A 14193-nucleotide genomic window follows, 5' to 3' on the forward strand; every position below is an offset into this window, starting at 1 on the left:
GTTAATAATATCAATATATGACTGTATAATTATGAGAGAGGGTTAGTATGTTAGAAGAAGATCTATATAGACAATTGAGGATAAAAAGAGAAACAGCAATGTACTATAAAAAATATGTTAGTTATTTAATGGTATCGTTGGTGTTAACAACCATAGGAGCGTACATTGGAAACTATATAATGCCATTGTTAACGGAGATGGAATTTTATTTTGGATGTGGTGCAATTTTGCTAGTGTTGACCTTTGTATCTGCATTTAGCTTCGGAATAGTAAAAAAATATGCATTTTATATATATGCTTTTGGTCAAGGAATAACAATAACACCGATACTAAGTCTATTTACTACTGTATCGGTATATAAATGTTTGATTGCAACTGCATTAATTGTGTCAAGTTTTTGTATAATAGGGTTAAAATTAAAAGATTTGAGTTTCTTAGAGAATATACTATTAACTTTAATTATTATTCTGTCAGGGTTAACTGTATTAGATATGTTTGTTCATTTACCATATGTAGAATACTTTGCGCTAGGAGCATTCTATTTGCATGTGATGTATGATATTAATTCCTTTAAATTAAACATTAATAAAAGATTGGATTTTATAGATGATGAGTTTGTCTTAGACTCCGTTATGCATATATATTTACATATATTAATTTTATTTAAATATTTACTATCAACATCCTCAGATGATGATTAAAGCTTTGAAGATATTAGTATTATAATTATGATACAAGAGAATAAAATTGGATATTTACGTGAGATAATAAAGAATGTTAGCTTTAAGTTATGTAAATATAAATGATATGAAAAAGTTAATAAAATATAAACAATTGAATATTATGAAAATAGTATTTAAAACTATGTTATAATTTAGATAATACTTATAAATCACGTATAAAATAAATTATTCAAATAAGGGAGGAATTATATGACGAAAAAAAGAAACGGTGTTTTAATTAATTTTAGTAGAGTATTATTTATGCTATTAGGTTCGGCCTTAGCAGCTATTGGCCTTGAAATATTTTTAATACCCAACAATATAATTGACGGCGGAATAACTGGAATATCAATAATGGCAAGTCACTTAACTAGTATTGAGTTAGGAATATTTACGTTTGTATTAAATTTGCCTTTTGTTATTTTAGGTTATAAACAAATAGGTAAAACTTTTGCTGTTTCAACGATATTTTCAGTAATATGTTTTTCAATTGGTGTAACTTTGCTTCATCCAATTCCAGGTATAACGCAGGATACACTTCTAGCGACTATATTTGGTGGCATTATTTTAGGAGTTGGAGTAGGTTTAATTATAAGAAACGGCGGTTCCTTAGATGGAACTGAAATTGTTGCTATTCTCTTAGAAAAAAGAAGCGCATTTTCTATTGGAGAAATAGTTATGTTTATAAATTTGTTCATACTAGGAACTTCAGGTTTTTTATTTGGATGGGATAGAGCAATGTACTCATTAATTGCTTATTTCATTGCATTTAAGGCTATAGATATAACAGTTGAAGGGCTTGAAGAATCTAAGTCAGTAATTATAGTTTCTGATAAAAATAAAGATATTTCTAAAGCGATAATGGATAGACTTGGCAGAGGAATTACTTTATTAAATGGAAAAGGTGCCTATAGTGGTGCGGAGACAGAAGTTATATATGTAGTTCTATCAAGACTTGAGATAGCAAAACTGAAAAAAATTGTGCATGATTTTGATGAAGATGCATTAATCACAATTACAAGTGTTGAGGGAACTGGTAAAAAGTATGCGAAAAAAGCAATACATTAGAATTTTTTTATTTGGATTTACATTAAGCAGTATATGAGAATGTGTTCAAAATAATAAAGGTGAGTAAGAGATTTATCTTACTCACCTTTATTGATAAAGAAGGGCAGAATGCAGATTTTGTATAGCAATTGATAAAAATCGTTCTCTTTAAATTGAATAATGTAATATTACAAAATATGCTATAATTAACTAAAAGATAAATAATAATTTGTAGAGGAGAAAAACTATGATTAGGGTTGCTACTATAGATGATATTATGGAAATAGAAAATATATATAATGAGATTTTGGATTATGAAGAACAAACAGTGTCTTATACAAATTGGCAAAAAGGTCTTTATCCAACAGTTGATTATGCTAAAAGTGCTATTGATAATAATACGATGTTTGTTGGAGAAAATGAAAAAGGAATATATGGTTGTGTAGTGCTTAATAGTATTCAACCCAAAGAATATGACAACATTTCGTGGGTTACAAAGGCCGAGCCGAGCGAAATTATGGTTATTCACACTTTGTGTATCAGGCCATCTGAAAGTGGTAAAGGTAAAGCAAGAATAATGATGGAATTTATTGAAAAGTATGCCAAGGAACAAGGATATAAAGTTATTCGCCTTGATACTTATGAAGGCAATATTCCAGCTGGAACTCTATATCCTAAGATTGGATACATTTATGTAGGTACGACAAAGTTTCATTTCCAAAATGTAATATGGGAAGATTTGAAATGTTTTGAAAAATCATTATAGTATTAAATTCCAATTTCTAGAGTTGCTTATAGATGTTATTATTATATCTAAAAATTTAATATTAGATTAGAATATCACACTATTCATAACAAAGAATAGATTTGTGATATTTTTTTATTTAAAATATTGATAACCATACTATTATATTTAGGGTTAAGAAAATATAATAAGTTGTAAATTTAATGATGTTATAGGTACGTATTATATTAGAGAATCATTTAGAAATTTTGCAATGTGTGTTTACAAAATATGCTATAATTGATCTATAATAGTAATTTAGGCAGAGGGGATTGGGGCAAGTGATAAAACTAAGTTATCTTCAAGAAAAACTATCAAGTTGCTGTGAAATAGATTCTTTTTCTATTTCCATGTGTTCTGAAAGCGAAAGACAAGCGTTATGGGATTTACTACCAGAATGCAAATCAGTTATTGTATTAGCGCACCATATTAAACATTCCATAGAGTGGGCATGGTTTCCATTTGAAGCCGAACGAAATAATGTTACTTGTGCAGCGGATTTACATTTAAAAACAGAATGTGAAAAAATCACATCAGTAATAAAAGATAATGGATATAATAGTATCATTATACCTTATCCAGGGAGAAGTGGAATAAGATTTAAAGATTTAGCTAATAAAACTGGACTCGGAAAAATTGGAGATAACTTTCTGTTCCTTCATAAAGAATGGGGAGCCTGGGCGCATTTAAGAGTAATAGTTTCAGATGGAGAAATATCAGATAAGTTGCCAGAATGTAAGGAGGTTTGCTATCATTGTGGAATTTGTAAAACTTCATGTCCAGCAAAGGTAATTAAGGATGATACATTGTTAGGTGTTGAATGTAGCCAATATCAAAATAAAATAGATGAGGAATTTGGAATACAAGGAAGTTATACACCTAAGTGTGAAGAATGCGCTCGTGTTTGCCCTATAGGTGAAACTCCAGAAAAAATTACTATATCAAAGTAATTTAATACGTAATTATACTATAAGTTCCATATTAAGTTTTAGTATTGTAAATAGTAATTTATTAATGATTTTAAATATATAGGGGGAAAATCGATGAAAAAAACAAATGAGGGTTTAGATATAATGTGGAAGTATGTAATTTTTGCATACCTGATATTTTGGATAATGGTGCTTGGAATTTGTGGAACTGCTTCAATGGTGTTCCATGCATCTGGGCTAACAATGCGATGGCTGGCAAATTTATGTGCATGGTCACCAACATTTGCACTATTGCTTATGTTTAAAAAATTGAGACCAGGTATGAGGGTAAAAGAATTTTATCGAGAAGCATTTAGTGGCAAGATAAAAATAAACTTATTAATTTTAAGTGGATTTTTTGTTATTGGAGGAACTTTGTTATCTGTATTCATTTTATCAATTATTGAACAAAAAAGTTTTAATTCTTTCTTTAGTCTTGGCATGTATTCCCTGCCATTATCATTTTTACTGTCAATTTTATCCGGACCAACTGGAGAAGAGTCTGGATGGAGAGGGTATCTTCGCTTAGAATTGGAGGAACGTTTTGGATTTGTAAAAGGTTCATTTATCTTAGGAGCTATTTGGGCATTCTGGCATGCGGTACTTTGGTTTGTAGATAGTGATTTTATAGGAATGAGTTTAATTATTTATATCATTTCTAATTTAGTAGTGATGACTTCACTAGTTATAATTATGAATGTGATATTAAAGAAAAGTAACAATTTATTTTATGCGATTTGGATACACTTCTGCTTTAACTTTTTATACAATTTTGTAATTGCAGATATTTGGTTCTATATTGTTATTTCAATTGTATATGCTGTAATCGCTGCAGGTTTTTTTAAAGTGTATTCGAGAGAGACAGCGATTCAGGAAAAAGTTACACTAAGATAAAGCCATATTAAACTGGATAAGATTATAAATAGTAATTTATTGAGATAATGAAATATAAATCATTTATATAAGATGAAATGGAGAGAATCAATATGAGTGTTTATGAAATTCGTGATACAAAATGTTTAGAAAAATTATTTGAAGGCTGGCAGGAAACATTAATTTGGTCATGCATGCAAGGCTGTATGGGAAGAGCATATGCAGATAGTATTAGTAATCCTAAATCAGCTCAAATAGTAATAGGAGACTTTTGTTTTTTGGCAGGTGAGGCTAAAAAAGAACTCGTATTGAATAAGCCTGATGATTATAAATCAAATTTTATAATTATGATTCCACAAAATAATGAGTGGAGTAAGCTGATTGAGCAAACATATAAAGAAAGAGCAACAAAAGTGTATCGTTATGCAATTAAGAAAGAACGTGATGTATTCGATATTGAGAAGCTAAGTAAAATTGTAAAAGAAATAAAGAAACCATTTAGTATTCAGATTATAGATAAGGATATTTTTAATCAGGTTATTAGCAATCAATGGTCAAAAGATTTATGTTCACAGTTTAATGATTACGAGGATTACAGAAAACGAGGTATTGGAGCTGTAGTAATAAAAGATGGAATTGTTGTTTCGGGAGCATCTTCTTATACTGTGTACAATGAAGGAATAGAGATAGAAATTGATACTAGGAAGGATTATCGAAGAAAAGGTTTGGCATTAGCTTGTGGTGCCAAATTGATTTTAGAGTGTTTGAACAAAGGTTTATATCCAAGTTGGGATGCGCAAAACAAGGGCTCTGTGGCTTTAGCCGAAAAACTTGGATATCATTTTGATAAAGAGTATGAAGCATATGAAATTATGGACTATTAAGTTCTATGAGAATTTTACATAGTTTGCATTGTTAGATTAATGGTAAATATTATAAGTAGTAATTTGAAAGGAAGTTTAATCATGGGAGAATTATCAAAACTACCTAACATCGGAAAAGAAGTTGAAAGGCAGCTAAATGACGTAGGTATATTTACTTATGATGAATTAAGTGATATTGGTGCAGAACAGGCGTGGCTGAAAATACAAGAGATTGATGCTTCAGCATGTATTCATAGATTGTTAGCATTGGAAGGTGCGATTCAAGGTATTAAGAAAACAGCATTACCACAGGAACGCAGAGCAAATCTAAAAGATTTCTATAATTGGCATAAAGGTAAAGAGTAAATTTGAAAGGAAATGCAAAAATGAAAAAGTCAACTGTTACGGCAACATTTGAAAGTAGTGTAGAAAAGGTGTGGGATGTAGTAACTGACAATAATAACTGTACTTGGAGAAGCGATTTATCACAAATAATTGTATATTCCAATAACAATTTCTCTGAATATGCTAAGAATGGATTCAAAACAGATTTTACTATAACATTAAAAAAGCCTTATAAGCAGTATGAATTTGATATGAAAAATAAAAATATGAGTGGACATTTGAAAGGTGTATTTTCTCAAAATGGAACTGGGACAAGAATAGAGTTTACAGAAGAAGTCGAAGTAAAGAATCCTATTATGAATTTATTTGTTAAGTCTTATTTGAAAAAGCAACAGGAAATTTATATTAAAGATTTAAAAAAAGCATTAGGAGAATAGAAAATTCTTTTTTATGGTTGGGTATTGTGAATAGTAATTCAAAAGGCAGGTTCCACTGCTAAAGGAGAATATTGAAATGAAAATTGAGACAAATGAATTGATTATCCGTAATTTTGAGTTGAGGGACGAAAATGATTTATGTGAATATATGCTGCAGCGAGTTAATGCTGAATTTGAGGCATATCCAGATTTCACTTGTCAGAAAGCAAAAGAAGAGGTTGAATTTAGAGCACAAAGCGATGAATTTTATGCAATAGAGTTAAAAAAAGAACATAAGGTTATTGGGAATATTTATCTAGGAAAGAGGAGTTTTAATACAAGAGAACTTGGATATGTATTGAATGAGAACTATCAGCATAATGGATATGGAAGTGAAGCCAGCAAAGCAGTTATAGAATATATGATTAATCAAGGTGTTCATCGAATTTATGCAGAATGCGCTCCTCAAAACACACATTCATGGAGATTGATGGATAGGATTGGAATGAAGCGTGAAGCGCATTTTAGAAAAAATGTTTCTTTTCATAAAGATACGAATGGACAACCTATATATTGGGACACCTATGTATATGCAATATTAAACCCATATGAAGATGATTATTCTGACAGATAAATTCTAATTTTAAGATTAAGGATAATAAATAGTAATTTGATGAGGTGCTTTAATGAAATGTTTATTAGTTATAGATATGCAGGAAGACTATGTAGGGGATTCTAGGAATACAAGAATGTATCCATATAATGCTAAAGAACTGATAGATTCTATAAATGAAAGGATTTCGGAATATCCTAATGAATCAGTGATTTATATTGTAAATAGATTCTTTTGGGAAATTAGAAGAAAGCCCAAAAGGTTAGTTGATGGGCTTTCTGTCATATCTAATAACGTGTTTGAAAAAAGAAAAGTAAGTTGTTTTTCTAATAAACGATTATTGGAATACTTACAAGAGATAAATGCAAGTGAACTTGAGCTAGTAGGTGTAGATGGCAATTATTGTGTAGGATCTTCAGCCCTTGATGGAATAACTAAGCAATATAAGATTTTATTTAATGAATCGCTTATTGGTATTGGGAATTATGGTAAGTTCAAAAAGATGAAAAAGAAATTAAAGGAAATGGGAGTAGTATTCACTTTTTAAGCAATAAACATATAAATTCTAATTTAAGGTTTAGCATTATAAATAGTAATTTGTAGGAGGTATTTATGAGAATTGGAGAAGTTGGATTATTAACTAATGATGTTGTAAAGCTATCAAATTTTTATAAATTATTACTTGAGACTGAAAATGGTAGTAATGATACAGTTCACCAAACAATTTTAGCAGAAGAAACCATGTTAACAATATATAATGACGGTTCTGTAAAAAACAATAAAAATCAAAATATGTGTCTTGCATTTACTGTAAATGATATTGATGCTGAATATGAAAAACTTGTTAATTTAGGTGTTGAAATTATTGAAGAACCTAAACTACGCCCATGGGGAACAAAAAATATGAGTTTCTATGATCCAGATAAAAATATCATTTATTTTAGAAGTTTTAACAAATAAGAAAATTCCAGTTTAAGGCTGAGTATTATAAATTCTAATTTGTTGAACAGTTTAGATTACAAATTATTTAAGCGTAAAGAGGGGTAATTATGAAAATACATGATAAATGCTTGCCATGTGTGGTCAACCAAGTTATTAAAGTGGCCAATATTACAGGTGTTGACAATAAGGAAGAGTTATTGAGGGAAGCTTTTACTTACCTCAGTAAAATGGATTTTGAGACAACTACACCAGAAATTATTGGAGAAATTTTTAGCATGATAAAAAAGCATACTAATAATTCAGATCCATATAAAAAAACTAGAAATTACTATAATAAATTGTTTTTGAAACTGTTACCCGAATTTGAGAGGAAGATTGAGCAAGCTGAAAATTCGTTTCAATTAGCAGTAAGATACGCCATTGTTGGTAATATCATAGATTTCAATCCTATTCACAATACATTATTAGAGGATATTTTTGATTATTTTGAAAAAATGGAACAGTTAGAATTAGCAATAGATGATTCTAAGGAGCTAGCGGAAGATATTTTAAATTTAAAAACATTATTATACTTAGGTGATAATTGTGGAGAGATCTGCATGGACAAGATCCTTTTAAAGAAAATAAAAGAACTAAATCCTAATGTTAAAATATTCTTTGGAGTAAGAGGTAAACCTGTTGTAAATGATTCTATAGCTGAAGATGCATATGCAGTAGGAATTGATGAATATGCAGAGGTTATAGATAATGGGGATGGTTCTCTTGGGACTGTTCTAAATCGGACAAGTCTTGAGTTCAAAGAAGTATATGAAAAGGCCGATGCAGTAATTGCTAAAGGGCAAGCGAACTATGAGTGTTTGAGTGAAGAAAAGAAAAAAATCTATTTCCTATTAATGACCAAATGCGATGTGATTGCCAATGATATTGGTGCTCCGGAAAAGAAAATGATTTGTATGAAAAACAAAGTTTAAAGAAGCAATTCAACGATATACATAAATTACAAATTCTAGTTTAAGTTGAGCATTATAAATTGTAATTTGTAGAGTAGTTTATATTTTGTGAGGTAGAAAATGATAATATGGATAAATGGAGCTTTCGGCAGCGGGAAAAGTACAACTGCAGAATTATTACATTCAAAGATAGAGTTTTCGCATATATTTGACCCAGAACAAGTAGGATATTTTTTGTGGGATAGCTTTCCAACAGAGATGAAGGAAAAAGGAGATTTTCAAGACCTTGAAATATGGCGTAGTATCAATTATCAAATAATAAAACATATGCATGATAATTATAATGGAGTTTTAATTATTCCTATGACTATTACTGATATAAATTACTATAATCAAATAATAGGGAATTTAATTAAAAATGGCGTTGAGGTTTATCATTTTATTCTTAATGCTGACAAAGAAAATATTAAGAGTAGATTAATCTGCAGAGGTGAATGTGAAAATTCATGGGCCAAGCAGCAGATTGATAGATGTTTAGAAGCATTTGAAAGTGACATTAATGGTGAAAAAATCAATACGAATAGTTTAAATGTTGAGCAAGTAGTGAATGTTATTATGAAAAAAATAATTCAATCAAAACTATAAATTAAGTTGGAAATAGCGATTTATTAATATTTTTATGTGTAGGAGGAAAATGAAATGTTTCCAAATAAAGAAATAGCAGAAGAGGAATTAAAGATAGCGGGACAATTAAATCCGGGACCATGGACAGAACATTCTATCAATGTAGGACTAGCGGCTCAAATGATTGCAGAAAGATGTAGTAATCTTAACCCACAAAAAGCATATGTGTTAGGAATTCTTCATGATATAGGTAGAAGATATGGGGTAAGTGCAAGGAGACATGGTATTGATGGATATAATTTTGCTATGGAAAGAGGTTGGGACGAAGTGGGGCGAATTTGTTTGACTCATTCATTTCCGGTTCCTGATTTTGATAAAGAAATAGGTAGCAATGATATGAGTGATGACGAAAGCCAATTTGTTAGACAGTATTTAAAAAACATAACTTATGATGATTATGATAAATTGTTGATTGTTTGTGACTCACTGGCTGATGCTCAAGGTTTTTGTATGATGGAAAAGCGTTTTGTTAATACAACAAGGAGGTATGGGATATTTTTATTTACCGTTGAACGCTGGAATGAGATTTTTGAAATGAAAGAATATTTTGAAAAACAAATGGGGTGTTCTATCTATGATGTACTTCCCAATATAAAAGAAACCACATTTAAGGATGCACCATTATGGAAACCTCCAGCAATCTCATGAGTCTAAAGGATGGGATATTAAAGAAGCCTAAGTGGATTCAATTTAGAAAAACTTCGCAGCTATAGGCGCTCAGAAATGATGGGAAATACTTTTCGAAAGGTAAAGGCATATTCAGAATTACTTAATACACAAATAAAGGAACCTTTTATACGAACATAATAAGTAACAATCATAGATTGTACATGAAATTTAATTAGAAAATGTAAGTTAAAGGCTGGGCAATAACATAAAAAAATTTAAAACATAACTATAAAAAGGAGTATATATGAACTTTGAAACTTGCTTTAATAAGTCTTCATTTATGCTAATGGAAGGTGCATTAGGAGAGAGATTAAAAAGAGAATTTAATATTATGTTTGATGATAATGTTGCGATGGCTGGTTTAATTTATAATGCTGATTCGAGACAAGCCTTGCATAGCATTTTTCAAGAATATCTAAAAATTGCTGGAAAATATAAGTTACCATTTATCGCAACAACCCCTACAAGAAGAGCTAATAAGGATCGTGTCCTACAATCTGAATTTACTGAAAGAATAATAGAAGATAATGTTAGGTTTCTGCAAAAAATAAAAAGTAATGCAAAGGTAAATATGTTTGTAGGTGGCTTAATGGGATGCAAGGGGGATGCGTACAAGGGAACTGATATTGTATCAGTAGATGAAGCACAGGAGTTTCATTTATGGCAGGTGAAGTTATTTAAAGAAGCAGGAGTAGATTTTTTGTTTGCAGGTATCATGCCTGAGTTATCTGAGGCTATTGGTATGGCAAAGGCTATGGAAACAGCAGAATTGCCATATATAATTAGTTTTATGATTAGGGATGATGGGAAACTAATAGATGGAACTACTATTAATGATGCAATTTTGAGTATAGATAATGCTACTATACAAAAACCAATTTGCTATATGGTAAACTGTGTTCATCCAATCATTTTAAAAAAGTCCCTATCTTATCCTTTCAATAAAACAAGATTAGTTAAAGAGAGATTTCATGGAATACAAGCTAACTCTTCACCATTATCACCAGAGGAATTAGAGAATGCCATCGACTTGAAAATTTCTGATAGTGTTAGTCTTGCTAATGATATGATGGATTTATATGATTATTTTATTCCTAAAATTTTAGGAGGCTGTTGCGGTACTGACAATACTCACATAGAAGAAATAGCAAAAAGGTTAAAGGGTGAAAAAGATGAAGTCTAGAGCACTTGAATATTTAATAAAAGATCCATTGTTACATATGGGAATGATTGAGCCAATACGTAGAGATACTGCAGAAATATTGTATGCTGAAATAGATGGAGTATTAATGAAAGAAGAACAAAGTAATGCGTATATGATATCTGTAGATAATTTTGAAAAAGGACAAGAGCTAATAAATAGCATATTGAAATGTAGCCTAATTGTTGCGCATCAAAAATATATGATTGATTATATATCAAATAGATTTGGGTTAACTGAAAAACTTGAATGTGTTCAAGCTGCGTATATGGATAAAACTAAAATTCATACAAAAGAAGAATTAGAAATAAGGCAGTTAGAACCGAATCAAATAGAAGTTATATTAAAACATTATAATAAATTATCTAATAATGAAATTGAAATGCTTTTAAAGAATGGAAGTTTATTTGGAGGATATAAGAATCATGTACTAATAGGATTTATAGGAAATCATTTGGAAGGAAGCATAGGACTATTAGAAATTTTTCCTGAATATAGACGTTTAGGGTATGGAACAATACTTGAAAGTTATATGATAAACAAAACACTTGAAGATGGTTTAGTGCCATTTACACAAGTTGAAATAGAAAATAAAAAATCAATAGCTTTGCAAAAGAAACTCGGATTTAAAATATCAATAGACAAATTGTATTGGTTGTTTTAGTAAGTTTAATTATGCAACTGAACGAAGAGGTGATAATCAAAATGACAAAACTGTGTTTACACAGTGGATATGAAGTGAATTTTAATTTAATATTAAGTATTATAAATAGTAATTTGAAAGGATGATTAAAATGGTTTTATTAGTAGTTGATACACAAAAGTTAATAACAAATGAAAAATTATATAAATTTGATACGTTTGTATCAAATGTTAAAGAGTTAATAAAGAAGGCTAGAGAAAGTAACATTGAAGTAATATATGTACGTCATGATGATGGAGTTGGGAGTGAATTAACAAAAGGGACTGATGGCTTTGAAATATATGAAGAATTTCAACCAATTAATGAAGAAAAAATATTTGATAAGAATGTTAATAGTTCTTTTAAGGGGACGGGCTTGTTAGAATATTTAAAAGACAAAGGTGAAAAAGATGTAATCATTGTAGGGCTTCAAACAGACTATTGTATTGATGCTACCATAAAATGTGGATTTGAACATGAATTTAATATTATAGTGCCAGCATATGCAAATACAACTGTTGATAATAAATTTATGTCAGCAGAAAATAGTTATAAATATCATAATGAATTTATGTGGAATAGAAGATATGCAGAATGTATTTCATTGGATGAAACAATTAAAAGAATGAAATAGTTAAATTCCAATATAAATGAAGAAGATGGCCCAGAAAAAGGAGTAGCCCATTTTTATGCTGATCTTGATGATATTTTAAGTTTGTTTTGTAACTTTAAAATAGAAAAAGTACGTCACATAGACTATTGCTATATAAATTCTCAGAAGCAAGATAGTAAGTATTATTATATAAATGGACACAAAAAGTAAGGGAAATATTTAAGTCTTAACTACAATAGTTTTAAAGATGTATGTTATAAAGTAAGAACTAGAAATATATGGGAAGATGTATTGAAACACATAAATAATCAATTTAATATCTTCTTACAGTATTTCTAATAATAGTTCCTTATACTCTTTATGGTTTTATTAGACTTTTATTAAACTGGTGGTTGTAAAGTATTTTATATTACATAATTAGGTCGCATTATTCAAGGGATTGAATTTGCGATTTTTTTTTGTAATTATAAAATGTTATATACTATGCAGATTTCCCTGGAAATAAATCACTGACCACAAAATTGTGGTGAGTAATAACTCTCTATTGGAAATTAAAACTTTGCATTTACAATCTATGCTATAATTAATTTGAAGAGTTACCATTATTTAGATGATTCTTGATGCTAAAAAAATAAGTTCCTGCAGGAGGAACTTACAAGAGGATTAAAATCAAACACATTAAAAAATTATTACATAAATATTATGTGTAATGTGAAAGAGAAATATTCAATTCGTATTGCTTTTAATAGCAAGAATGGAAAAGAAATTGAATTGAAAAAAATATATATTATAATTACCAAGCGGAATAAAGAAGGTGAAAGATTTGGAATACAAGACCATCGTATTTAACTGCCTTAAATATATTGAAAATAATATTAGTGAGTCTATAACTGCCGAAGATATTGCAAATAAAGCTGGATATTCACTGTATTATTTCTCAAGAATATTTAAAAAGCAAATGGGATTATCAATTATGGAATATGTTAAAGAGCGCAGATTAATTAAGGCTTCAGATGAAATTATCAATGGAAAGAAAATAATTGATGTAGCGCTTGAATATGGCTATCAATCCCATAGCGGTTTTACTAAGGCATTTAAAAATAAATTTGGATTTTCTCCCGCACTTTTAAGAGCATTTCGTTTCCAAATTGATTGTTTAGGAGGTAATTATAATATGAGACATGTATTTATGAGAAGCACAAATATTCATGCAACTAAAGAAGAGTTATTTGAGGTATTAAGGACGACAATAAAAGAAAATATGCTTGAATATAACCAAGAAAGAATAGAGAAAGCATATGAATTTGCATGTGTAGAGCATGAGGGGGAAAAAAGATACTCGGGTGATGACTATGTAACTCATTCGGTTAATGTAGCTATTATTCTATCAGAAATGGGAGCGAGCGAAGAGGCTGTCATAGCAGGTTTACTGCATGATATTATTTTAGAAAAGTCAAGTACTCATATTAATAAAGTCATAAGTGAATTTTCAAAAAGAATTGTAGAAATTATAATGTATTTAAAGAGAAGTAATATAAATAAATCCATGAGTGATGAAGATGTAGTAATGGTTATGATAGCTGATAGGATTCATAATATGAGAACAATTGAGTTTATAGATAAAACGCGTTGGAAGGAAAAGGCAAAAGAAACGTTAGATGTATTTTCACCTATAGCAGCAAGGCTGAATAATGAAAAAGTTATAGCAGAATTAAATGACTTATCGCTCAAATATATTTAATATTGCTTGTACATCACCTATTTCAGCATATATTGAATACCTATGAAAACTGAACAAGGCAATAAGAATTTTTATGTACT

General features: G+C 29.5%; 18 protein-coding genes. All 18 read left to right on the plus strand.

The window, feature by feature from the left end; translation table 11 throughout:
• The first annotated feature begins 47 nt into the window (after positions 1–47).
• The 18 genes from CLCHR_RS15145 (at position 48) to CLCHR_RS15230 (ending at position 14113) form a co-directional block, all read left to right on the plus strand.
• Positions 48–701: a Bax inhibitor-1 family protein gene (locus CLCHR_RS15145; protein WP_079440678.1), complete on the plus strand. Its 654-nt coding sequence runs from the start codon at positions 48–50 to the stop codon at positions 699–701.
• 231 nt (positions 702–932) lie between these two features.
• On the plus strand, positions 933–1790 hold the full coding sequence (locus CLCHR_RS15150; protein WP_079440679.1) for a YitT family protein: 858 nt from the start codon (positions 933–935) through the stop codon (positions 1788–1790).
• A 226-nt stretch (positions 1791–2016) separates the two neighbouring features.
• Positions 2017–2535, plus strand: coding sequence for a GNAT family N-acetyltransferase (locus tag CLCHR_RS15155; RefSeq protein ID WP_079440680.1), 519 nt, complete (start codon positions 2017–2019; stop codon positions 2533–2535).
• Positions 2536–2834: 299 nt separating this feature from the next.
• Positions 2835–3503, plus strand: a complete 669-nt coding sequence (locus CLCHR_RS15160) for a 4Fe-4S dicluster domain-containing protein (protein WP_079440681.1) — start codon at positions 2835–2837, stop codon at positions 3501–3503.
• A gap of 93 nt (positions 3504–3596) precedes the next feature.
• Positions 3597–4415: a CPBP family intramembrane glutamic endopeptidase gene (locus CLCHR_RS15165; RefSeq protein WP_079440682.1), complete on the plus strand. Its 819-nt coding sequence runs from the start codon at positions 3597–3599 to the stop codon at positions 4413–4415.
• A gap of 92 nt (positions 4416–4507) precedes the next feature.
• Positions 4508–5278: a GNAT family N-acetyltransferase gene (locus CLCHR_RS15170; protein ID WP_079440683.1), complete on the plus strand. Its 771-nt coding sequence runs from the start codon at positions 4508–4510 to the stop codon at positions 5276–5278.
• Positions 5279–5359: 81 nt separating this feature from the next.
• Entirely contained in the window at positions 5360–5623 is a 264-nt protein-coding gene (locus CLCHR_RS15175) for a TfoX/Sxy family protein (RefSeq protein WP_079440684.1), read from the plus strand.
• A gap of 20 nt (positions 5624–5643) precedes the next feature.
• On the plus strand, positions 5644–6039 hold the full coding sequence (locus tag CLCHR_RS15180; protein ID WP_079440737.1) for an SRPBCC family protein: 396 nt from the start codon (positions 5644–5646) through the stop codon (positions 6037–6039).
• Positions 6040–6115: 76 nt separating this feature from the next.
• On the plus strand, positions 6116–6652 hold the full coding sequence (locus CLCHR_RS15185) for a GNAT family N-acetyltransferase (protein WP_079440685.1): 537 nt from the start codon (positions 6116–6118) through the stop codon (positions 6650–6652).
• 52 nt (positions 6653–6704) lie between these two features.
• Entirely contained in the window at positions 6705–7178 is a 474-nt protein-coding gene (locus CLCHR_RS15190; RefSeq protein WP_079440686.1) for an isochorismatase family protein, read from the plus strand.
• Between the two features lie 65 nt (positions 7179–7243).
• On the plus strand, positions 7244–7591 hold the full coding sequence (locus tag CLCHR_RS15195) for a VOC family protein (protein WP_079440687.1): 348 nt from the start codon (positions 7244–7246) through the stop codon (positions 7589–7591).
• Positions 7592–7680: 89 nt separating this feature from the next.
• Entirely contained in the window at positions 7681–8544 is an 864-nt protein-coding gene (locus CLCHR_RS15200; protein ID WP_079440688.1) for a damage-control phosphatase ARMT1 family protein, read from the plus strand.
• 99 nt (positions 8545–8643) lie between these two features.
• Positions 8644–9168, plus strand: a complete 525-nt coding sequence (locus CLCHR_RS15205; RefSeq protein ID WP_079440689.1) for an AAA family ATPase — start codon at positions 8644–8646, stop codon at positions 9166–9168.
• Between the two features lie 54 nt (positions 9169–9222).
• On the plus strand, positions 9223–9855 hold the full coding sequence (locus tag CLCHR_RS15210; protein ID WP_079440690.1) for an HD domain-containing protein: 633 nt from the start codon (positions 9223–9225) through the stop codon (positions 9853–9855).
• Positions 9856–10120: 265 nt separating this feature from the next.
• A complete protein-coding gene (locus tag CLCHR_RS15215) occupies positions 10121–11059 on the plus strand; it encodes a homocysteine S-methyltransferase family protein (protein ID WP_079440691.1) in 939 nt (312 codons plus the stop codon).
• A complete protein-coding gene (locus CLCHR_RS15220; RefSeq protein WP_079440692.1) occupies positions 11049–11741 on the plus strand; it encodes a GNAT family N-acetyltransferase in 693 nt (230 codons plus the stop codon). The genes CLCHR_RS15215 and CLCHR_RS15220 overlap by 11 nt, the downstream gene beginning before the upstream one ends.
• A 130-nt stretch (positions 11742–11871) precedes the next feature.
• Positions 11872–12393 (plus strand): cysteine hydrolase family protein, encoded by a 522-nt coding sequence (locus CLCHR_RS15225; protein WP_079440693.1) that lies wholly within the window; start codon positions 11872–11874, stop codon positions 12391–12393.
• Between the two features lie 793 nt (positions 12394–13186).
• Positions 13187–14113: a helix-turn-helix domain-containing protein gene (locus CLCHR_RS15230; protein WP_207652324.1), complete on the plus strand. Its 927-nt coding sequence runs from the start codon at positions 13187–13189 to the stop codon at positions 14111–14113.
• The last annotated feature ends 80 nt before the right edge of the window (positions 14114–14193 follow it).

The organism is Clostridium chromiireducens, assembly GCF_002029255.1.
GTDB classification, from domain to species: Bacteria; Bacillota; Clostridia; order Clostridiales; family Clostridiaceae; genus Clostridium; species Clostridium chromiireducens.

Excerpts from the sequence above, each read along its gene's own strand:
- CLCHR_RS15210 (WP_079440690.1), top strand. The coding sequence starts at position 9,223 with ATGTTTCCAAATAAAGAAATAGCAGAAGAGGAATTAAAGATAGCGGGA.
- CLCHR_RS15190 (WP_079440686.1), top strand. The coding sequence starts at position 6,705 with ATGAAATGTTTATTAGTTATAGATATGCAGGAAGACTATGTAGGGGAT.
- CLCHR_RS15155 (WP_079440680.1), top strand. The coding sequence starts at position 2,017 with ATGATTAGGGTTGCTACTATAGATGATATTATGGAAATAGAAAATATA.
- CLCHR_RS15200 (WP_079440688.1), top strand. The coding sequence starts at position 7,681 with ATGAAAATACATGATAAATGCTTGCCATGTGTGGTCAACCAAGTTATT.
- CLCHR_RS15205 (WP_079440689.1), top strand. The coding sequence starts at position 8,644 with ATGATAATATGGATAAATGGAGCTTTCGGCAGCGGGAAAAGTACAACT.
- CLCHR_RS15150 (WP_079440679.1), top strand. The coding sequence starts at position 933 with ATGACGAAAAAAAGAAACGGTGTTTTAATTAATTTTAGTAGAGTATTA.
- CLCHR_RS15215 (WP_079440691.1), top strand. The coding sequence starts at position 10,121 with ATGAACTTTGAAACTTGCTTTAATAAGTCTTCATTTATGCTAATGGAA.
- CLCHR_RS15145 (WP_079440678.1), top strand. The coding sequence starts at position 48 with ATGTTAGAAGAAGATCTATATAGACAATTGAGGATAAAAAGAGAAACA.
- CLCHR_RS15170 (WP_079440683.1), top strand. The coding sequence starts at position 4,508 with ATGAGTGTTTATGAAATTCGTGATACAAAATGTTTAGAAAAATTATTT.
- CLCHR_RS15195 (WP_079440687.1), top strand. The coding sequence starts at position 7,244 with ATGAGAATTGGAGAAGTTGGATTATTAACTAATGATGTTGTAAAGCTA.
- CLCHR_RS15175 (WP_079440684.1), top strand. The coding sequence starts at position 5,360 with ATGGGAGAATTATCAAAACTACCTAACATCGGAAAAGAAGTTGAAAGG.
- CLCHR_RS15225 (WP_079440693.1), top strand. The coding sequence starts at position 11,872 with ATGGTTTTATTAGTAGTTGATACACAAAAGTTAATAACAAATGAAAAA.
- CLCHR_RS15165 (WP_079440682.1), top strand. The coding sequence starts at position 3,597 with ATGAAAAAAACAAATGAGGGTTTAGATATAATGTGGAAGTATGTAATT.
- CLCHR_RS15220 (WP_079440692.1), top strand. The coding sequence starts at position 11,049 with ATGAAGTCTAGAGCACTTGAATATTTAATAAAAGATCCATTGTTACAT.
- CLCHR_RS15180 (WP_079440737.1), top strand. The coding sequence starts at position 5,644 with ATGAAAAAGTCAACTGTTACGGCAACATTTGAAAGTAGTGTAGAAAAG.
- CLCHR_RS15185 (WP_079440685.1), top strand. The coding sequence starts at position 6,116 with ATGAAAATTGAGACAAATGAATTGATTATCCGTAATTTTGAGTTGAGG.